The organism is Sulfurovum sp., assembly GCF_036568385.1.
GTDB lineage: Bacteria > Campylobacterota > Campylobacteria > Campylobacterales > Sulfurovaceae > Sulfurovum.
Map to the genome: position 1 here is coordinate 1 of NZ_DATCSP010000091.1, position 20,751 is coordinate 20,751.

Here is a 20,751-nt window from a genome sequence, read left to right on the forward strand (position 1 = left end):
TACCCTCTGGGTTTCAAGAGTTTTTTGACCTTAGGTATAAAATCATCAATAGGCAGATGATGTGCATATCTGGCTATGTTAAGATGTGTATTTTCACTCTGTTGTACGTTCGAGTCATAAAAAGGAGGGTTTGAAATGATATAGTCAAACTTCTCATCTGTCTCCCACAGCGTAAAATCTCCAAGATAACTTTGAACTTCCAGGTCATTGATCGCAAAATTATGCTTTGCATAATCAAGCATCTTTTGCTGTTTATCTATAATACTCGTCTCTATATCAAAATCTCTGCTCAACAAAAGTGATATGATCCCTACACCGCATCCTACATCCAATAATCTGCCTTTTGGCTTAAAAGAAGAGATAAAATCATATAAAAAGATTGAATCACTGTTATAACAGTAACCGCTCGTAGGTTGATAGAGAAACAAATAAGACCTTTTTTTTATGAATTTTACAATATTTTCAGTATAATCGCAATTATGAACGAAGAACTAGATTTACTGAATCCCCCATCAACAGATTTTTCTATGCTCGACTATGACTGTGCCTACCTGCCGGGCAACAAGGTACGTATGAACTACAAATATGTCAGTCATGCCAGCAAAAAATTTGCCACTGCCGTCATAGCCAGAGGGTGGAGACGTTTCGGAAAATACTTCTTTCACCCGATCTGCAATGGATGCAATGAGTGTAAAAGCGTCCGGATCAATGCTGCGGACTACCACTATACCAAATCACAAAAAAAAGCCATCAAACGGAATGCCGATACCAGGATCATAGTACAAAACCCTACACTGACGCAGGCACATATCAACCTGTACAACAAATACCACCACTTCAAACATAGAAAAGACGGCTGGCAGCACAAGAACATATCACATCGCGAGTACCATGAAAACTTTGTGGACGGTGCACATGATTTCGGTAAAGAGGTACTCTACGTCAAAGATGACAAGCTCATCGGTGTTGACCTCATCGATGTTCTGGATGACGGGATAAGCTCCATCTACTTCTATTATGACCCCGACTATGCCAATCTTTCGCTTGGAACCTATTCGCTGCTTTATCAGGTGAAGCTGGCAAAGATACTTGAACTGCCCTGGATCTACCTGGGGTACTGGGTAGACGGCTGTAAAGCCTTTGCCTATAAACCAAGGTTCCAGCCGCAGGAGATACTCGATGGTTTCCCCCACGTCTCGGAAGAACCGGTATGGGAAACCTGGGAAAAGCCGGACCTATCTTAAAAAGTCGAGCTCTGTACTTTTCCGGCACCACTTCAGGAAAAGCCTGTCCGCATTGACCCTGCTGTCCACCTCTTTGCCTTCGACGATACAGTCGGCCAGCTGTTTGGCCATCAGCGGTGCAAAGACAAAACCTCTGCCCCCCAAACCGTTACAGATATAAAGGTTCTCCCTATAGCGCATTTCGGGTTTGGCCCCTCTGACAATGGCAGGATGGGCTGCAAGCATCGTGGCTACATCTATGACCCTTCCTACCAGGGGGAAGTAGTCTTTCGAGCCTGCCCTCATGCCGCAGAACACCTCTTTCAGCTCCAGGTCTGAAGTATCGATGATAGAAGAGGCTTTTTCTTTAAGAACCAAGGCTTGTCCTGCTTGACAGGGCACAGGTTTCTTCACCTCTTTTTCATGCGTCGCACCCAGTTTGATAACCCCGTTCACATTGGCTCCTATGGAGATGTTTTGGTGCATACTCACTTGCAGCTCCAGGTCTGACGCAAAGTCTCCTCTGGTTCCCCAGGTACCCCTGATCCCCATATAACGCAGATCTGCCAGATCGCTCTCATACCCTGTTGCCAATACCAGGTTTTTGGCGCTATACGCACCTACATGCCATACATCCTCTTCCTGTCTGATCTTCCTTACCTCATACTGCAGCACATCTATCTCTGAGAGCAACACTTCACAAACCGCTTTGGCATCACAGTCCCCGGCCTCAGGAAAGTAAAAACTCTCAAGGTCACAACGTATGCCTTGTGCATGGAGCTGCTCTTTGCTGTAAATTTGATACCTGTTCTCATTGAAAGGTGCATAGTCGGAAAACTGCTGGGCATCCGCTTCATCTTTTGGGATACGGATCACGCCGGTTTGATGAAAATGCTGCGGAGAGTTGGCAAGGTAAAATGCTTTCGCAAAAGAGAATGCTTCATTGGTCAGTGATTGAAGCGGGGATCCTTTCCCGATCTTGGGAGAGACAAAAGCACCGGCTGCACCGGAACCGCCAGAGGCGATACCCTTTTTATCCAGTACCAGGACCTTCTGTCCTTTTTGTGTCAATGCATGTGCCGTGGCGGCACCTGCGATACCTGCACCGATGATGAGGGTATCATAGTTCTTAGACATGGTGTCTAGACCGTGATCTCTTTGATGTCCGCAATGTTTCTGAAGGTCTTGTAGACAGACCCTATCGTGTGGAGTCTGTTCTTCTTTAATGCTTCATCCTCCGTATTGACAAGCACATCATCAAAATACCCATCCAGTTCGCGCTTCAGACCAAAAAGTGCTTCGAGTTCTTCTTTGTAATCATGGTACGTCGCATTGATCACTTTTTCATAGGCATTGTAGAGTGTCACTTCCGCATCTTCCTTGAACAAGGTGATATCTATCTCCAGGCTTGATTCCAGATCTACATCCCTGGAGATGTTCGCCACACGCTTGAAAGTAGTGAACTGCTCTTTAAACGTATCTTGGTTCACGATCCCATTCAGAGCTTCTACTTTTTTCGCCATCTCGTTGATGTCTCTTTCCCCTGAAGCCAATACCGCTGCGATGACCGAGGGGTTGGCATCAAATGACTTGTAGATACGTTCCAGGATAAAATCACTGAGAAGCTCTGTATCAAACGCATCATAGTTTCCTTTGAGCAGTGTCATGATATCATCCATATGAAAACTCAGGTCATAGGCTGTGACGATACGGATAATACCATTGACCGCACGGCGAAGCGCAAAAGGATCTTTTGAACCTGTCGGTATCCTTCCTACACTGAAGAGCCCGAAAAGTGTGTCCAGTTTGATACTCATCGCCACGATGGATGAGAAGACGGAACCTGGAAGCTCTGCCCCTTCACCGACCGGCATATACTGTTCCTTGATCGCCGTGTAGACCAGTTCCTCTTCGCCCAGGGCCTTGGCATAGTAGTACCCCATAAGCCCCTGGAGCTCTGTAAACTCATACACCATCTCGCTCATAAGATCGGCCTTTGCAAGGGTCACTGCCCTGTCCATCGCTTTTTCAAGTGCAGCCGAACTTTTTCCTGTCCCCGCTTCCACTTGGTCCATATACAGCGCAAGGAGTCTGATGGCGATATTCTTTTCTCTTTTGATCTTATCGGCCAGCGTGCCCAGGCCATCAATGAACTGTACTTTTTCAAGCCCCTCTGTGCTGAGCCCGTTCTTCAGATCATTTTGATAGAAAAAGAGTCCGTCCGCCAGGCGCGGCTTAAGCACACGCTCATTGCCTGCGATCACTTTTCTGTAGTCATCGGTATAGGCATTGCTGACCACCACAAATTTGTTGGCTATTTTCCCCTTTTCAAATACAGGGAAGTACCGCTGGTGCTCTTTCATGGAGGTGATGATCACCTCAGGCGGAAGCTGCAGGAAAAGTTCATCAAATGTGCCTACCAGTGCTTTAGGGTTCTCCGTGATGGCTACCACTTCCGCAAGCAGTGCCCTGTCTCTTTCTATGATGATGTTATGTGCTGACTCCAGCGCATCGAACTCGGCCAATATCTTCGCTTCTCTCTCTTTAGGATACAGCATCACGGCACACTCTTCCAGAATGCCCTCATAGGCGTCTATACTTGGAACCTCCACCGCATCATAGGTCACCATACGATGCACATAGGTTTTTGTATCGGAATGTACACCGAAAAGTTCTACAGGCACAGAGGCATCGCCCATTCTCACCTGCAGCCATCTGATAGGTCGGATATACTCATCCGTTCTTGAACCCCAGCGCATCATTTTCCCGAAAGACATAGCGTCTATCCACTTCTCCAGCATCTCCTGAAGCAGTGAAACCGTCTCGGACCCTTTTTCCTCTTTTTTAAAATAAAGCACCTCTTTACCGTTCTTTTCGGCGCGTCCGAGTGCATCAAAAGAGACCCCGCATTTCCCCGCAAAGCCTTCAGCCGCTTTTGTAGGCACTCCCTCTTTCAGTGCAGCGGCCACAGGAGGACCGAAAAACTCTACCGTACTGTCTGCCTGTTTTACAGCCATATCAGCGTGTTTCAGCACAAGCCTTCTGGGTGTGTAGACAAATTCAAAGTCGCAGGAAAGCTTATACGCTTCCAATATATTTTTCCAAGATTTCTCTATGTCAGATACAATTTTCAGTAGTGGAATAGCCGGAAGTTCTTCTACACCGATTTCGATAAGGAGTGGTTGTGTCATTTAGATGATCCTAGTAAATAAAAATTGGTACAATTCTATCTAAAAGTTCGTTAATAGTCAGATTGGCACCTGCACAGGAGCGTAAAAATGGCTCTCAGCGACCTGGGTATCTCTTATGGCACTCCTTACTGCTCTATCTCCCCAAATAGCTCAGGCAGGGTATGTATCACTGTATAATTTTTACACAGGACAGGCTAAAAGCTTCTCAAATTTTCATAGCTTTAAAGATACGCGGAGATTTTCTGTATACTCTATGCTATGAAAACAAAGAAAGAACGGGAGAGCGTGTGTCTCTCCTATTTTTAGGTAAGAGAAGCGATATGAAGAACTACTTTTCACGTATGAAAACCAAGGGGCATTGTCCTCCCAGGAAACCGGTCAGAAAGATCATCTGGTCCTCGGTCGGAGGATTTCTGGGGATACTACTGGTCGCCTATCTGGGAGAGGTATGGGGCAGCGGTGACGAGGGCTCCCTGTTTGTGATCGGATCTTTCGGCGCGACCGCGGTGCTGATCTACGGTGCCCCTCTGGCAGAGTTTTCGCAGCCTAGAAATTTGATCGGCGGGCATGTGCTTTCCGCACTGGTCGGCGTAACGATCGCTTTGCTGCTTAAAGAACATATTGTGCTCGCCAGTGCCCTGGCGGTATCCGCTTCCATCGCCGTGATGCATTTGACACGGACCCTGCATCCTCCCGGAGGTGCCACCGCTTTGATCGCTGTGATCGGTGGGGAAAGGGTACAGGACCTGGGATATTGGTATGTGCTGAACCCGGTATTGGTCGGTGCTTTTCTGATGCTGATGGTCGCTTTATTTGTCAACAACATGTCCATAGACCCCAAAAGACACTACCCGGTCTACTGGGTATGATCAGAGCTCAAACTACGCGGTTCTGGCAGGCAGGCTAAGCACCGGTGTCGTTATCGTCCTCTTGCATATCGATGCGTCTGCCTTCCTGATCGAACTTGCTCTTGTAATAATTTTTTACGATACCGAATGTGATAAACACAAATAAAAAGAGCGCAATGAGGTAAAAGATATCTCCAAATGCCATGACTTCCCTTCCCCTTACTTCTTTTCCAGTGTATTGGCGATAGTGATCTTTTCAAACCCCTCATAGTTCTGACGCAGCGCATCATAGATGACGATGCCGACACTGACACCAAGATTGAGACTTCTGCCTTTGCCGCCCATCGGGATCGTGATACACTGTTCAGGATGTGCAAGCAGTACTTTTTCGTCAATCCCCCTGGTCTCTGAACCGAACAGAATATGATCCCCTTTTTGAAAGGGGGCATTGAAGTAGAGGTTGTCGGTTTTGGTGGTTGCCATGTAGCTGTTTCGGGTGATTGGATGTACCTTCAGATAGGCCTCAAAACTTTCCCATACCACCAGGTCAAGATGTTTCCAGTAGTCAAGCCCTGCACGCTTGACCGCTTTGTCATCAATGTCAAAGCCGAGGGGTTTGATAAGATGCAGGGTCGCACCCAGATTGACACAGAGACGCCCTATCGTTCCCGTATTCTGAGGAATCTGTGGTTCTACCAGTACAATATTAAACATATATATTTTACTCCTGTTTCCACTTATTTAACCTGTGGCATTGTTTCTCTTTTCATTTTTTTAGAAAAAACGAAACAAAAAATCGTCACTGTTCTCGAATCGCTACGCTTACAAGGTCGTTCACAATGACAAAGAACACGAATGCATGTTTGAATACAATTTATGATTAAAAGACCACCGTTTTATTGCCGTTGACAAAGACCCTGTCATGCAGTACCAGTGCCAAAGCCCGTGAAAGTACTACCTTTTCCACATCACGTCCGGCTTTTTGCATATCTTTCCAGGTATAACGGTGATTGACCGGGATCACGTCTTGCGCGATGATAGGCCCTTCATCCAGATCATCCGTCACGAAGTGTGCCGTAGCGCCTATGATCTTTACCCCTCTTTCAAATGCCTGTTTATAAGGATTGGCCCCTATGAAGGCCGGAAGAAAAGAGTGGTGGATGTTGATGATCTTTTCAGGATAGGCCTTGACAAAGTCAGGGGTAAGTATGCGCATATATTTTGCAAGCACGATATAGTCAAAGTCAAATTCATTGATAAGCTTCATCACAAGCTCTTCATGCTCTTCTCTGCTTCTACCCTCTGCAGGGACATGAAAGAAAGGGACATCAAATCTGCGTACAAAGGTCTCCAGGGTATCATGGTTTGCGATGACACACTCTATCTGTGCATCAAGTTCACCGTTTGCATGACGCACAAGGATATCACCCAGGGCATGGGACTCTTTTGTCGCCATCAGGATGATCTTTTTGTCCTTGGGTTCTACCACCCTGATATGTGCATCTGATGGGGCAACGGTTTTAAGTTCATTCAAAAGTTCCGCCACATCAAATAGGCCGGATACGACGGTACGCATAAAAAACCGTCCATGCGCTTTATCAACAAATTCACCGTTGTTATCGATATTTAGACCTCTGTCGTAAAATACTTTGGCAATCTCATATACCAATCCCTTTGCATCTTTACAGTCTATTAGAACCCTTGCTGTTTTTTCCATCTTTGCCCTAGTTGATATTAAATTGTGAAATTATACCTATTTTTCTCTCAAACTCACGATTTTTTCTCTGGTACGCCTCTCGAGCTCCTCGCCCAGTTCTTTTCCGGAAAAGCCTTCCTCCATCAGTTCGGCAGGTGTGACTCCCCGATCAAAAGGCTTGTCCCATACATCCAGTTTCTTCGCCAAAGCCACCACCTCAGGATGATAGTTTCCTACATACGCCGCTATCCCCTCTTTCAGTGCCGTATTCGCTATGAATTCGATGCTGATCTCTGTCGGCAGAGGTGCGGTCATGACTTTCTTATAATAATGTTTTGGTGCACCCAGCCTGTTCAATACCTCATTGAGGTCCAGAGGGAGATACCTGCTGCAGATAAAAAGAAAATAGTAGGGTCTGAGCTGCTCTACAAAATATGTTTGGCTTTTTTGCAATACCCTGCTTAAGGCGATAAAGCTGTTCTTTTCGATCTGCAGCTGCAAAAGCTGCTGCGCGATGCCCAATGCAGAGAGATAATAAAGGCCATAGTGCAGATACTTCCCCATGAACATCTTTTCAAACTCTCTGAATATCCGTTCGCTGGGCAGATCATCCAGAGAAATACGCTGACAAAGCCTGCAGCTCTTCTCTTCCACTTTAAACCTATAGCGTGCTGCAAATTGCATCGCACGCAATACACGCAAACTGTCTTCCACGAATGTCTCTTCATCGACCACACGGATCACTCTCTCTTCTATATCCTTCAAGCCATTCCAGAAATCAAGTATCTGCTCGTTCTGGATATCATACATTAATGCATTCATCGTAAAGTCACGTCTTTTGGATGCCTCTTTTTCTTCCAGTGCCAGTGAGACTTCGAAGCCGCGATGCCCCCTGGCCACTTTTCTCTCGGTCCGGGGCAGTGAAATATCCAGGTCATGATACTTATAGACAAAAAAGCTCTTGCCCACTCCCTCTGCATCCAAATGGTCCATCGCGGTCTCAAAATCTTCTACACTGATGCCAAAACATTCGATGTCATAGTCTTTGCAGGTATGCCCAAGGATACGGTCACGCACAGCACCGCCCACCACATAGCACTTGGCATGATACTCCTGTGTCAAATAGTCGGTGACCGTTCTTATGTCCTGATATATCGGAATGTCTGTTTGTGAGAAAAAATGCGGAAAAGATCTGATAATGGGCATGGCATCCCTTTTGTATCATAGTCTGGTCATAAAACCAGCAGGAGGGGTTCCCATAAAAGGGAACCTTCAATATTACGTTCTATTTGCTTGCATAATCGGCGATGATATCACCCATTTCTGTACAGGTACAGATCTCTTTGGCATCATAATCGCCAATGTCACCGGTACGGTACCCTTCGCTCAATGCCTTTTTGATCGCATCATCTATCTTGTCCGCTGCTTCACTTTCGCCCAGGGCATAACGAAGCATCATGCTCGCAGATGAGATCGTGGCAAGCGGGTTAGCGATGCCCTGTCCGGCGATGTCCGGTGCAGAACCGTGGATCGGTTCGAACAGCCCTATTCCCTTGCCTGTACTTGCACTTGGAAGCAGACCGATAGAACCGCTTAACATACTCGCAGCATCCGAGAGGATATCACCGAAGATATTTCCTGTCAGGATCACGTCAAACTGTCTTGGCTCACGAATAAGCTGCATCGCTGCATTGTCTACATACATATGGGAAAGTTCGACTTCGGGATAGTCTTTGGCCACTTCTTCAACGACCTCTCTCCAGAACTGGCTTACTTCAAGTACATTCGCCTTGTCCACGGAACAGATGCGTTTTTTACGCTTCATAGCGATCTCAAATGCCACCACTGCGATACGCACTACTTCTTCCCGTGTATAGACCATGGTGTTAAAGGCCTTATCTTTCTGAAGCTCTCTTGGCTGTCCAAAGTAGATACCCCCTGTCAATTCACGTACGACCATGATGTCCACACCCTTGATGACTTCAGGTTTAAGGCTGGATGCATTGACCAGCTCATCATAGACCATTGCCGGTCTGAGGTTTGCAAAGGTCCCCATCTCTTTACGCAGACCCAAAAGCCCTGTTTCAGGACGCAGATGTCTCTCCAGATTATCCCATTTTGGTCCGCCGATCGCGCCAAAAAGCACAGCATCACACTTTTTGACACCCTGGATCGTATCTTCTGGCAACGGTACACCGGTCTCATCTATCGCAGCACCGCCAAGGAGCAGCTCTTCATACTTAAGGTTGAACCCCTGTGCCACAGAGACCGCATCCAATACTTTTATAGCTTCATCAATGATCTCGGGTCCGATACCGTCACCTCTGATCACACCAATTCTATAACTTTTACCCATACTCTATTTTCCTTTTTTAATAAACGACGAATTTCTTCAGCAGACTGAAGAAACTCCATATAGACCGTAAACCTTACGATCTCTTTTGCGCTGCGATCTCTTTTTTTGCATAGGCGATCAGACCGCCTGCATCTACAAGCTCCTGCATAAATTCAGGGATAGGAGAGAACTTATAGGTTTTCCCCTGAGTCACATTGATGACCTCGCCTGCTGCCATATCTATTCTTACCACATCCCCTTCATTGATCTCTGCTGATTCAGCAAGCTCAAAAATAGGAAGCCCCATATTGAATGCGTTTCTATAAAAGATACGTGCAAATGTAGGGGCGATCACCGCACTTACACCTGCTGCCTTTAATGCGATCGGTGCATGCTCACGGCTTGAGCCGCAGCCAAAGTTCTCACCGGCCACAATGATGTCACCCTCCGCCATTTTAGAAACAAACTCCGGGTCTGCATCTTCCATCACGTGTATTGCCAGTTCTGACGGCTCGCTTGTATTAAGATATCTTGCTGCAATAATAAGATCCGTATCGATATTATCACCAAATTTCCAAACTTTACCTTGCAAAGTAAATTCCTTCGTAATGAGGCATAGTTCCTCATAAAATTTTCGCGATTATAGCTAAAAAAATAAAATTTAACAAATTTCATGCTTAAAATCAATAAAATTTCGGTATAATCCAACCTTAATTATCCCTGAAGGTTTTCAATGGCAGTAAAAGATAGTATGAAAAGTATAGAGACGTTGATCAAGTCCAAGAAAAAAGGGGATGCAGTCACCCTTGAAAATATCGCTAAAGAGTTTAGCAAACAGCCCACAGCGGCACAGGCAAAAAAGATCCATACCCTTGCAGAAGATGCAAAGGTCGAGATCGTTTCTGCTTCAGAATATGCACAACTCCTCACCGGAAAAGAAAAAAAGAAAAAAGAGGAAGCAAGAAAAAAACTTCTCGAAAGTGACAGCGAAGAGCATTTCGACCTGCACAAAGAGAAAGAGCTCCTTGAATGGAGCCGTTCCGACAGCCCAGTAAGGATGTACCTGCGTGAAATGGGTAAGATCCCTCTGCTGACCAAAGAAGAAGAGGTCGAGCTCTCCAAGAGTATCGAAGAGGGAGAAGATGTCATTATCGATGCCATCTGTTCCGTCCCCTATCTGATAGGCTACATCATCAACTACAAAGAGCCTCTGCTCAATCGTGAAAGACGTGTAAAAGAGCTTTTTAAAAGTTTTGAAGATGACAAGTCCGACAATGATGAGGATGAAGATGAAGATGACAATGATGAGGATGGAGATACTTCTCTCCCAAAAGATGACAAAAGGGTCAAACAGGTCGTAGACAGTTTCAAGCGTTTGGAAAAAGCAAAAAAAGAGTGGATGAAAGCGCGTGACGATCTGGATACATTTATGCAAAATGAAACAGATCCTGTCGCGATCCTTCATGAACGTCTTAAAATCGCTTTCAAAAAAGAGCAGCTCAAGGCTGCCCTGTTGAACCTTGGACCTACCTCCAAGCTTATCAATGAACTGGTAAAGGCAATGGAAACTGCACTTACAAGCGATGACAGCTTTGAGAAAGAGCTCAAGCGCCTGGAATACAAGCTTCCGCTTTTCAATGAAGCACTCCAAGCCAACCATAAAAAGATACTTGATAACATCGTCAATATGGACAAAGAAGATATTATCGATGCGGTGCCCGAGACGACGATGGTAAGCACCTACGTTGAGATCAAAAAGCTTTTTGAGACAAGAGAAGCAAGTAAAGGCGGATTTGACCTTTCTGAAGAGAAGCTCCAGGAGATCTTGGACCAGATACGCCGCGGTAAGGCAAAAAGCGAAAAGGCCAAGACACGTATGGCAAAGTCGAACCTGAGACTGGTCGTCTCTATCGCAAAACGCTACACGAACAGAGGGCTTCCGTTCCTTGACCTGATCCAGGAAGGAAACATCGGTCTGATGAAGGCGGTGGATAAGTTCGAGTATGAAAAAGGTTACAAGTTCTCTACCTATGCGACATGGTGGATACGCCAGGCCATCTCCAGAGCGATCGCAGATCAGGCCAGAACGATCCGTATCCCTATTCACATGATAGAAACGATCAACCGTATCAACAAGATCATACGTAAACACCTTCAGAAAACAGGGAAAGAACCTGATCTTGATACGATCGCCGAAGAGGTAGGACTCTCTGTGGACAAGGTCAAAAATGTCATCAAGATCACTAAAGAGCCTGTCAGTCTTGAAACCCCTGTGGGAGATGAGGATGATGGTAGATTTGGTGACTTTATCGAAGACAAGACCACGCTGAGTCCGACCGATGTGGTACTGAAAGATGACCTGAACAACCAGATCGATGATGTACTTGACCAGCTAAACGAAAGAGAAAAAGCCGTGATACGTATGCGTTTTGGTATTCTTGAAGATGAGAGTGACAGAACACTCGAAGAGATAGGGAAAGAGCTGAATGTGACACGTGAGAGGGTCCGTCAGATAGAATCCTCTGCGATCAAAAAACTCAAACATCCTAAAGTAGGAAGAAAGCTTAAAAACTATATTGAAGAATAAGGCTTCAGTAAAGGATAATGATGTCTGAACCTAGATTTTTTGCCCTGATTATAGGTACAGAGATCCTGAACCGCCGGAGGAGTGACAAACACTTTGACTTTGTCACCAATGCCTTGGCACAAAAGGGGCATAGGCTTTCAGGCTCTTTTATTATAGAAGACGACCCTGCACTGATCGTTCAAACACTCCAGTTCATCGCTGCACAGGAAAATGCTGTACTTTTTTCTTTCGGCGGCATCGGTTCTACACCGGATGACCATACCAGGAAATGTGCGGCCATTGCACTGAGAGACGGAGATCTTCATGTACATCAGGAAGCCAAAGAGATCATCGTGAACAGACTGGGTGACAAAGCCTATCCCTACTCTGTACGTATGGCTGAACTTCCCGAAGGGGCCACGCTCCTGGAAAACCCTGTCAATCAAATGCCTGCGTTTGCTTTGGATGAGCGCTACTTCTTTATGCCGGGATTCCCGGAGATGAGCCACCCCATGGTCGAGAAGATACTCGCCGAACTCCTTCCGGAAAAAAGAACGTACTATCGTCACACCCTGACGGCACTTTGCAAGGAGAATGTCTTTATAGAGGTCATGGAAAAAATGCCAGAGGGCGTTGAGTACTCCTCCTTGCCAAAGTTATACTCTGACGGATGGAGAGTATCTATCTCTGTGGCATCCACCGATGCACAGCTGGCACTTGAATCATTCAATATGTATATAGAACTGCTTGAAAAAAGGAAGATACCCTACAGTTTAGAAGATGGGCACAATGAAAATTAAGCAGCATACATGACCTATATAGAAACGCTCAAACACCCGGTGATCGCACGGCTTTCACTGATCCAGCTGATCTCCTATTTTGGCACCTGGTTCTCTCAGGTAGCTATTTTTTCCATGATCGTGGCCTATGGTGCCGATGAGATCACCGTTGCCCTTACTGCGGCGATGGCAATGCTGCCCGCTGTGATCCTTGCTCCCCTGATAGGCATCATCATTGACCGTATTGACTTCAAAAAGCTTATGCTGACGCTTCTGCTGACCGAGATTACAATGACCCTGGGGTTTATTTTCATCAACTCCCTGGAGTACCTATGGATCCTGATGATGCTCATCTTTATACGTTCTTTTGCCTCTTCCATGCTCTTCTCTGCAGAGATGGCGCTTTTCCCCAAACTTGTACAGGGAAAAATGCTGAAGAATACCAACGAGATACACTCGATCATCTGGTCCTTGTGCTATGCGTCAGGGATGGCTGTAGGAGGCCTGGCAACGCACTTTATGGGCTTTGATACTGCCTTTTTGATCGATGCCTTTTTATACGGTATAGCGGTACTGCTCTTGCTGGGTCTACAACTTTCACTTGAAAAGGTGGAGCATATCGATTCGAACTGGAAAATGTTCAAAGATGGATTTGGCTACCTGATAGCCAATAAAAAAATACTCCATCTCTTGCTGCTTCATGCATCCATAGGACTTACCAGCTTCGATGCCCTCATCACCCTGCTTGCAGACTTCAAGTACAAAGAGCTGATAGCCGTCCCGCTTGCCATAGGCTGGATGAACGCCACACGCGCCATAGGTCTGATGATAGGGCCTTTTATCATCAGCAGGATCATTTCAAAAAAGAACCTGCACTATTTTTTTGTGATGCAGGGGCTCGCCATCATACTCTGGTCCACCCTAGAATATAATTTCTATCTGGCACTGATAGGACTTTTTGTCACCGGATTCTTTATCACCACGCTCTGGTCATACACCTACCTGATGATACAGGAGGAGACGGATGCGCAGTATATGGGAAGGGTCATCTCCTACAATGATATGTTCTTCATGCTTTCCAATGTCGCCACAGCGATGTTCATAGGATATGCTTCCAAATGGGGATTGTCACTCGAGGGGATCACTTTCACTTTAGGGTTTGGGTTTATCGTGGTCGCAGGATACTATCGTTGGTTTAAAAAGCAGTATATCGATGAAAAAAGCACCTAGAAACATCTGCTATACCTGCTATCGCCCTGCAAGCTCATGTATGTGCCGATACATCACTCCCATAGAGACAAAGACACGGTTTGTCATCCTGATGCATCCCAAAGAGTTTAGAAAAACGAAAAACGGTACCGGCCATTTTACGAACCTCTCTTTGAAGAACTGCGAGATATATGTAGGCATTGATTTTACAGAACATAGAGCCATCAATGACATCCTAAAGGACCCGGCCAATAGCTGTTACACGCTCTACCCGCATCAAAACAGTATCGATCTTACGGAAGTATCCATCGCCGAAGAACAAAAAAATACCGTTATTTTTCTGATAGACGCTACCTGGCCCTGTTCAAAGGCCATACTTGCCTCAAGTCCCAATATCGATGCATTGCCAAAAGTCAGTTTTACCCATACAGAAGTCTCAAAGTTCACTTTCAAAGAACAGCCCAAAGCGTATTGCCTAAGTACCATGGAGTCCACGCTCTGTCTCTTAAAGCTGTTGAACACGCATCGCATGGAAGAGATAGAAAATAAAAAGTTGGATCAGTTTTTACTGCCTTTTGAAAAGATGGTGGAGTACCAGCTCACCTGGGGCTGATAAGCGAGGCAGAGGCTATAGCAAGGTAAACAATACTGCTGTGGTAAAAAACGAGATCAGTATCCCATAGCCGACGATCGCGGAAGTGAGTCTTGGGGCCAGTCCGTACAAAGAGGCCATCGCTCCTGCTGTGACCATCGGTGCCATCCCTGCCTCCATGACCGACACACCTGCTGCCAGACCTGTCCATCCGGCCAGGGAAACTACCGCGAGCGCTATCAGGGGAGCCATGATCAGCTTGATAACCAGCGCTATGCCAAAAGGCACTATTTCATGGCCTGGAAGTCTGAACTGCAGCTGCAGTCCCACGGCAACCAGCGCAACGGGTACGATGGTGTCGGCTAAAGCAGAGAGTACGTTCGAGATCACAGCAGGGAAAGCGGTATTGACAAAGAACAGTGCGATGAGCAACGCGATGAACGGTGGAAAGGTAAGCGCTTTTACTGCCATGGTCTTCAAACCGATCTCACTTTGATCTGAATAGTAAGCTGCGACAAATATGCCATAGGTCGAGAGTGCCAAGAAGGTACCCATTTGATCATAGACCAAAATATAAGGCAGTGCTTCTGCTCCCAGGTAGGCATGAATGAGAGGGATCCCCAAAAAGGAGGAGTTGGTCAATACGGCGACCAGCAGTAAAGCACCGGTGACCTCTTTGGTAAAATGAAGCAGCTTCGAGACCGTCAGTGTCATCATGGCAGTGACGATCGTCACACTCCATGCAACGATGATAGGGATCACAAACTCCGTAGAGAATGAAAGTTTGGGGATCTGCAGCAGTATCATCGCAGGAAGAGAAATGAATATCACAAACTTATTTAATATCGCTGCTGACCCTTCCGGGAAGATACCCGATCTACTGAACAGATACCCGACCGAAATAGCCAGTGCGATCAAAACAAAATTTTCCAAACGATCAACCCTCTTCCATGATCTTCTATGCGTTGATCAGTGCCTCGATATGCCCGACGATCGTAGGATCTTCCAATGTAGAAGTGTCTTGCGTGATCTTTTCACCTTTTGCCAGTGCCCTGAGGATCCTTCTCATGATCTTCCCGGATCTTGTTTTTGGAAGATCCGGAACAAAGACCATATCATCACACAATGCAATGTTACCGATCTCCGTTTTAATGATCGCATTGATCTCTTTCATCGTCTCAAGTTCATTGGCTGCATCATCTTTGTGTGCCTCCGGTACAGATTTGAGTACGATATAGGCGAAGATCCCTTCTCCTTTCAGGTCATGCGGTTTACCGACCACTGCCACGGCAGCGACATTGCTATGCTTTTTGATCGCTGCTTCCACTTCAGCTGTACCCATACGGTGTCCGGATACATTGATCACATCATCGGTACGCCCGGTGATCGTGATATAGCCGTTCTTGCCATAGACAGCACCGTCACCGGTGAAGTAGACCGGTTTGCCGTCTTTGACCACATCACCGAAGTAAGATTTTTTGAAACGCTCATCATCACCCCATACCCCACGTATCATGGAAGGCCAAGGGCGTGTGACACACATATATCCGCTTTCACCCTCTCCTACTCTTTCACCTGTTTCAGGATCGAGGATCTCAGCCATGATTCCCGGTAACGGGAGTGTGGCACAGGCCGGTTTGATAGGTGTGGCACCGGGAAGCGGAGAAACAATGTGCCCTCCCGTCTCCGTCTGCCAGTAGGTATCCACGATCGCGCATTTGCTTTGACCCACCTCTTCATAGTACCATTTCCATGCCGGCGGATCGATCGGTTCTCCTACCGTTCCAAGCACCTTCAGCGAGGAAAGGTCATATTTGGCCGGTTCATCTTCACCTGTTTTATGGAGTACACGTATCGCTGTCGGCGCGGTATAGAACTGGTTGATCCTGTGTTCTTCCACCATCTTCCAGGGACGTCCTGCATCTGGATAGGTGATCACCCCTTCGAACATGACCGTGGTGGCACCCATGGCAAGCGGCCCATAGACAATGTAGGTATGTCCCGTGATCCAGCCGATATCTGCCGTACACCAGTAGGTATCGTTCTCTTTCACGTCAAAGACCCACTCCATCGTCATTTGTGCCCAGAGAATATATCCTGCTGTGTTGTGCTGTACCCCTTTTGGTTTCCCTGTACTTCCTGAAGTATAGAGCAGGAAGAGCGGATCTTCGCTCTCCATCGGTTCAGCGTCACATTTACCCGATTTGTTTTGGATCAGCTCATTGTACGAGTAGTCACGTCCTGCTACCCAGGTAACCTCTTCATGGTTTCTCTCCACGACCAGTACTTTTTCAACCGGTGTGTTGCCTGTCAATGCTTCATCCACGACAGGTTTGAGCATGTAGGGTTTTGTTTTTCTGTAAGCGCCGTCTGCCGTGATCACCACTTTGGCCTCCGCATCTTCGATCCTGTCACGCAGTGCTTCTGAAGAGAATCCGCCAAATACAATAGAGTGGATGGCACCAATACGTGCACAGGCGAGCATGGCATAGGCCGCTTCAGGGATCATTGGCATATAGATGACCACCCTGTCCCCTTTTTGTACACCGAAATCTTCTTTAAGCAGGTTGGCGAACTTGTTCACATTGTAAAAAAGGTCAAGATAGGTAATGACCTGTTTGTCCCCTCTATCCCCTTCGAAAATGATCGCAGCTTTATTTTTCTGTGTCTCTAGATGACGGTCTATACACTGGTGCGCGACATTCAGTTTTCCGCCGTCGAACCATTTCACGAACGGCGCATTGGATTCATCCAGTACCGTATCGTACGGTTCGAACCAGTCGATCTTCTCGTCTGCATAGGCTTTCCAGAAACCTTCATAATCCTCCGTTGCTTTTTTGACCAGTGCATGGTATTCATCCATGCTTTTTATTCTTGCTTCTTTTGAAAAATCCGGGTTTGGTTGATAAAGTTCTTGTAACATTGTCTCTCCTGTTTATAATTTAATGTACTCGTGTTATATGTTTTAATTTAAGATAGATCAAGGCCGTCATAATAGCATCGTTCAATGCATCATGGGCTTGAAGCCTGGGCAATCCCAAGTCTTTCAAGATCGTATCGAACCGCAGATCAATATTTCCTTGAGGTATGGTTTGGATCTTTTTGTCATAATAGATCGAGGATACCTCTACTTGTTTATTGGGCAGGGTGATCCCATACATCGGTTTGATATATTTATCTACCATCGCCATATCGAACTCCAGATAGTAACCTGCCAGGGGTCTATTCCCAATATAATAAAGAAACTTTTCTATGGCCTCTTTCAGCGGGACCGCCCCGTAAAGATCACAATTCCTTATCTGATGGATCGTAATACTTTTAGGGTCGATCTCTTTCTCCTGATCGACATAGATATGTATCGCTTCATCGGTAAGGATCCTGTTTCCCTTGATCTTCACAGCACCGATCGAGATGATATCATCCGTTTTTGGGTCAAGTCCTGTCGTCTCACAGTCAAAAACAACGATCTCCTCTGCAGAAGGGGCATCGAACAAAAAGGTAAAGCGTTCATCCCTTAGCTTTCTGCGGTTCCATCTCTTTTTTAATGACGTAAACATTTAACCTACCACAGAAAGGTGAAAGTGATAACTCACTACCTTTTTAAACTTGTTCACCGTTTTAAGTGCCTCTTTCAAAAGGTCACGTTCCAGTTTTCCCATCTTATCCAGGGAGATATAGTTATCGATCGGCTTCCCTTTTGCCAGTTCGTCAAGCTGAGCATGCAGTCTCAGGGTATTGAGTATTTCCAATGCCTCCATCATATCGGTGGCATCTTCTTTACTGAAAAAACCTGCATTGTTGAGCTCTTTGATACGCACGGTGGTATTGGTCGCTCTTATCTTATGTTCCAAAGCCAGTGAACGCACCCCGTGTATCAGTGCAAAAAGCGCACCTTTTTTAATGTCAATTTCATTTTTATGCCCTTTGTCATGTACAAATTGGGAAAAAAGTCCCAAGGGAGACTCAAAGGTCTCGATCGCTCTTGCAAAGTGCATCAGTACTGTGTTGTTCTGTTCTACTTTATCAAAAAGATAGTCGATCAATTCCGTATGGAGCGCTTTATTTCCTGCCACAGGGGTTGAATCGAAAACGATGGACATATCCAGGAACTTCTCATAGGTCGGCGCTTCGATCCAATCATAGATGTCTTCTTTGTATGCATCGATCGGTTTGCACCACTTCGGATTGATCATCATGATATCCCCTTCGCAGCGCGGAAAACCCACCTCATCGAGTGCCTCGATAAATCTCTGCGTCACCGCTGGTGCATCCTCGGGCATAAAACCCTCTTCAAAGACAAGAGCATTATCCTGGTCTGTTCTGAGGATCTGGGCACCACGCCCCTCGCTGCCGAGCAATACAAGCGTACACTTCTCATGCCACTCACGGGGGATGATCATTTCAAACAGCTTTGTATACATTTTTTTGTTGATCTCGGAGACCAGCTTGGCGATGTACCTGCTTTTGACCCCTTTTGCATGCAGTGCCCCTACCATCACATCCAGGCGTTTTGCTGCAGCGATCACACTTTCCAGATCCTCTGCCCTCTCCATCTGAACCGTGATCAAATGAGACTGATTGGAGAAGAAGCTTACCAGGTCCACCAGTTCCAGTATCCCTGCCACATGGTTTGCTTCATCCAATACGGGAAGATGCTTGATCGCATGTTCTGTCATCAAAAGCAGTACATTGAAAAGAAGTTCTCCTTTCTTCGTGGTGATAGCAGGAGTACTCTGTATCTGCGAGATCTTTTCCAGACCTTTTTCCTCTTTGTGAAGAATATAGTATCTGAAATCAGCATCCGTCACGATCCCGTATCCGTCATCATTCTCTACCAATAAACACGTAGCACCCTTTTCATCCATACGCTTAAGCGCTTCTACAATGGGTGTATCCGGCGCAGTGACATACGCTTTATGCAGAATGGATCCATCGAGCCTGGCGACCATAAGGTCGCTCATGGAAGCATATTCATTCTTCTCCTTCAGCAGATCGATACGTTCAACAATGCTTGAAAAGAAATAATTGTTAAACTGCGTATTGCTTGCACAAAGATCCAAAAATGTTGTTTTGGATATCTCAAAACATATCAACTCTTCTGTCACTTTGTAATGATATGCCGAAGGCTGATCTTCAATGATCTCCATACCCCCGAAGGTATCATTCGTTTGATAGATATCAATATGTTCTTCATTCTCATCAAGTACTTCAACAGTACCTTTTATCACAACGAACAGGGTCTGAGGGATCTCATCTTTGTGTATCAGCACGGTATCATCAGGATAATATGCGATCTGCACCTCTTTTTCGATACGGGCATACTCATTTTTGTCGAGGATCGAAAAAGGCGGATGTGCTTTTAAGTTTTCTACCAGTGTTATCACTTCAGCTTCCTGTCACCAGGGACGAAACCCCGGAAAATGCCCATTAATGGGATACTGCTCCATGAGACCCGATCCCTGTCTGGCATCTGATGTCCTGTGCATCAAACGCCTCTTCACATCTTTTCGCATCCTCGCTCTTATCCGTGATGGAGAAGAACCAGATGGCTATGAATGCCATTGGCACAGAGAATACCGCAGGGAACTTGTAGGGAACGATCGCTTCTGCATTGCCCAGGATCTCGGTCCATACCGCAGGGCCTAGAATGACCAGAACCAGTGCGGAGATAAGTCCGACATAGCCACCGAGCACTGCACCTCTTGTCGTAAGCTTCTTCCAGAAGATCGACATAAAGAGGACAGGGAAGTTAGCAGATGCTGCGATCGTAAATGCAAGTGCCACAACGAATGCAATATTTTGCTTTTCAAAGGCAATACCAAAGAAGATAGCCGCTATACCAATAGCAATTGTAGCCATTTTTGAAACATTCATCTCTTTTTTCTCATCTACTTTCTCTTTTGCAAATGCATTGGCATAAAGATCATGTGAGATAGCCGATGCACCTGCAAGTGTAAGACCGGAAACAACTGCCAAGATCGTAGCAAATGCAACCGCTGAGATAAATCCTAAAAAGTAATCTCCACCTACCGCATGAGCCAACCAAACAGCTGCCATATTGTTCATACCTTTAAGTGTAACACCATCCGCTGCCAAATAAGAACCAGCCGGGTCTCCAAGTACAAGAACGATAGCACCGAATCCCATGATAAATGTAAGAACATAGAAATACCCGATCAAACCTGTTGCAACAAATACTGACTTTCTAGCCTCTTTTGCATCTGCAACTGTAAAGAATCTCATAAGGATATGTGGAAGACCCGCTGTACCGAACATCAAAGCAATACCAAGTGAGATCGCTGAAATAGGATC

20 protein-coding genes are annotated in these 20,751 nt (G+C 46.0%); 6 read left to right on the top strand and 14 right to left on the bottom strand.

Going from position 1 to position 20,751, the window contains the following annotated elements:
- Positions 1–332 (bottom strand): methyltransferase (locus VIM88_RS09530; RefSeq protein ID WP_331862657.1); only part of this gene is annotated, 332 nt, incomplete at its 3' end.
- Positions 333–479: 147 nt separating this feature from the next.
- On the opposite strand from VIM88_RS09530, the gene VIM88_RS09535 reads away from it, so the two are divergent.
- Complete coding sequence (locus VIM88_RS09535; RefSeq protein WP_331862658.1) at positions 480–1,244, top strand: arginyltransferase; 765 nt, start codon at positions 480–482, stop codon at positions 1,242–1,244.
- On the opposite strand, the gene VIM88_RS09540 is transcribed toward VIM88_RS09535, so the two are convergent.
- Positions 1,236–2,360 (bottom strand): FAD-dependent oxidoreductase, encoded by a 1,125-nt coding sequence (locus VIM88_RS09540; RefSeq protein WP_331862659.1) that lies wholly within the window; start codon positions 2,358–2,360, stop codon positions 1,236–1,238. The genes VIM88_RS09535 and VIM88_RS09540 overlap by 9 nt on opposite strands.
- A 5-nt stretch (positions 2,361–2,365) precedes the next feature.
- A complete protein-coding gene (glyS, locus tag VIM88_RS09545) occupies positions 2,366–4,414 on the bottom strand; it encodes a glycine--tRNA ligase subunit beta (RefSeq protein WP_331862660.1) in 2,049 nt (682 codons plus the stop codon).
- Between the two features lie 320 nt (positions 4,415–4,734).
- Here glyS and VIM88_RS09550 point away from each other — a divergent pair, with 320 nt between their 5' ends.
- A complete protein-coding gene (locus VIM88_RS09550) occupies positions 4,735–5,283 on the top strand; it encodes an HPP family protein (protein ID WP_331862661.1) in 549 nt (182 codons plus the stop codon).
- Between the two features lie 34 nt (positions 5,284–5,317).
- Here the strand turns inward: VIM88_RS09550 and VIM88_RS09555 are convergent, their stop codons facing one another.
- The 6 genes from VIM88_RS09555 to VIM88_RS09580 form a co-directional block, all read right to left on the bottom strand.
- Positions 5,318–5,467 (bottom strand): hypothetical protein, encoded by a 150-nt coding sequence (locus tag VIM88_RS09555; protein WP_331862662.1) that lies wholly within the window; start codon positions 5,465–5,467, stop codon positions 5,318–5,320.
- Positions 5,468–5,481: 14 nt separating this feature from the next.
- Positions 5,482–5,976 carry a tRNA (cytidine(34)-2'-O)-methyltransferase gene (locus tag VIM88_RS09560; protein ID WP_331862663.1) on the bottom strand — a complete coding sequence of 165 codons (495 nt, stop codon included), beginning with the start codon at positions 5,974–5,976 and terminating at the stop codon, positions 5,482–5,484.
- A gap of 166 nt (positions 5,977–6,142) precedes the next feature.
- Entirely contained in the window at positions 6,143–6,979 is an 837-nt protein-coding gene (gene purU / locus VIM88_RS09565) for a formyltetrahydrofolate deformylase (RefSeq protein WP_331862664.1), read from the bottom strand.
- Positions 6,980–7,015: 36 nt separating this feature from the next.
- On the bottom strand, positions 7,016–8,164 hold the full coding sequence (locus VIM88_RS09570; protein ID WP_331862665.1) for a CCA tRNA nucleotidyltransferase: 1,149 nt from the start codon (positions 8,162–8,164) through the stop codon (positions 7,016–7,018).
- Between the two features lie 79 nt (positions 8,165–8,243).
- Entirely contained in the window at positions 8,244–9,314 is a 1,071-nt protein-coding gene (gene leuB, locus VIM88_RS09575; protein ID WP_331862666.1) for a 3-isopropylmalate dehydrogenase, read from the bottom strand.
- A gap of 73 nt (positions 9,315–9,387) precedes the next feature.
- Positions 9,388–9,885, bottom strand: coding sequence for a 3-isopropylmalate dehydratase small subunit (locus tag VIM88_RS09580; RefSeq protein WP_331862667.1), 498 nt, complete (start codon positions 9,883–9,885; stop codon positions 9,388–9,390).
- A gap of 141 nt (positions 9,886–10,026) precedes the next feature.
- Between VIM88_RS09580 and rpoD the strand changes: the two genes are divergently transcribed.
- The 4 genes from rpoD to VIM88_RS09600 are packed head-to-tail and all read left to right on the top strand — an operon-like array spanning position 10,027 to position 14,460.
- Positions 10,027–11,880 carry an RNA polymerase sigma factor RpoD gene (gene rpoD / locus VIM88_RS09585; RefSeq protein WP_331862668.1) on the top strand — a complete coding sequence of 618 codons (1,854 nt, stop codon included), beginning with the start codon at positions 10,027–10,029 and terminating at the stop codon, positions 11,878–11,880.
- Between the two features lie 20 nt (positions 11,881–11,900).
- Positions 11,901–12,659, top strand: a complete 759-nt coding sequence (locus VIM88_RS09590; RefSeq protein ID WP_331862669.1) for a competence/damage-inducible protein A — start codon at positions 11,901–11,903, stop codon at positions 12,657–12,659.
- Between the two features lie 9 nt (positions 12,660–12,668).
- The gene (locus tag VIM88_RS09595; protein WP_331862670.1) at positions 12,669–13,868 is read left to right on the top strand and encodes an MFS transporter; all 1,200 of its coding nucleotides are present in this window, start codon (positions 12,669–12,671) and stop codon (positions 13,866–13,868) included.
- Positions 13,852–14,460, top strand: a complete 609-nt coding sequence (locus tag VIM88_RS09600) for a tRNA-uridine aminocarboxypropyltransferase (RefSeq protein ID WP_331862671.1) — start codon at positions 13,852–13,854, stop codon at positions 14,458–14,460. Before VIM88_RS09595 ends, VIM88_RS09600 begins: the two co-directional genes overlap by 17 nt.
- Positions 14,461–14,475: 15 nt before the next feature.
- On the opposite strand, the gene VIM88_RS09605 is transcribed toward VIM88_RS09600, so the two are convergent.
- From VIM88_RS09605 to VIM88_RS09625, 5 genes are all read right to left on the bottom strand, one after another.
- A complete protein-coding gene (locus VIM88_RS09605) occupies positions 14,476–15,372 on the bottom strand; it encodes an AEC family transporter (protein WP_331862672.1) in 897 nt (298 codons plus the stop codon).
- A gap of 25 nt (positions 15,373–15,397) precedes the next feature.
- Complete coding sequence (acs, locus tag VIM88_RS09610; RefSeq protein WP_331862673.1) at positions 15,398–17,362, bottom strand: acetate--CoA ligase; 1,965 nt, start codon at positions 17,360–17,362, stop codon at positions 15,398–15,400.
- Between the two features lie 19 nt (positions 17,363–17,381).
- Complete coding sequence (locus VIM88_RS09615; RefSeq protein ID WP_331862674.1) at positions 17,382–17,996, bottom strand: 3'-5' exonuclease; 615 nt, start codon at positions 17,994–17,996, stop codon at positions 17,382–17,384.
- A complete protein-coding gene (locus VIM88_RS09620; protein ID WP_331862675.1) occupies positions 17,997–19,823 on the bottom strand; it encodes a putative nucleotidyltransferase substrate binding domain-containing protein in 1,827 nt (608 codons plus the stop codon).
- 43 nt (positions 19,824–19,866) lie between these two features.
- Positions 19,867–20,751, bottom strand: an 885-nt coding sequence (locus VIM88_RS09625) for a sodium:solute symporter family transporter (RefSeq protein ID WP_414717495.1), incomplete at its 5' end; no start/stop codon positions are given.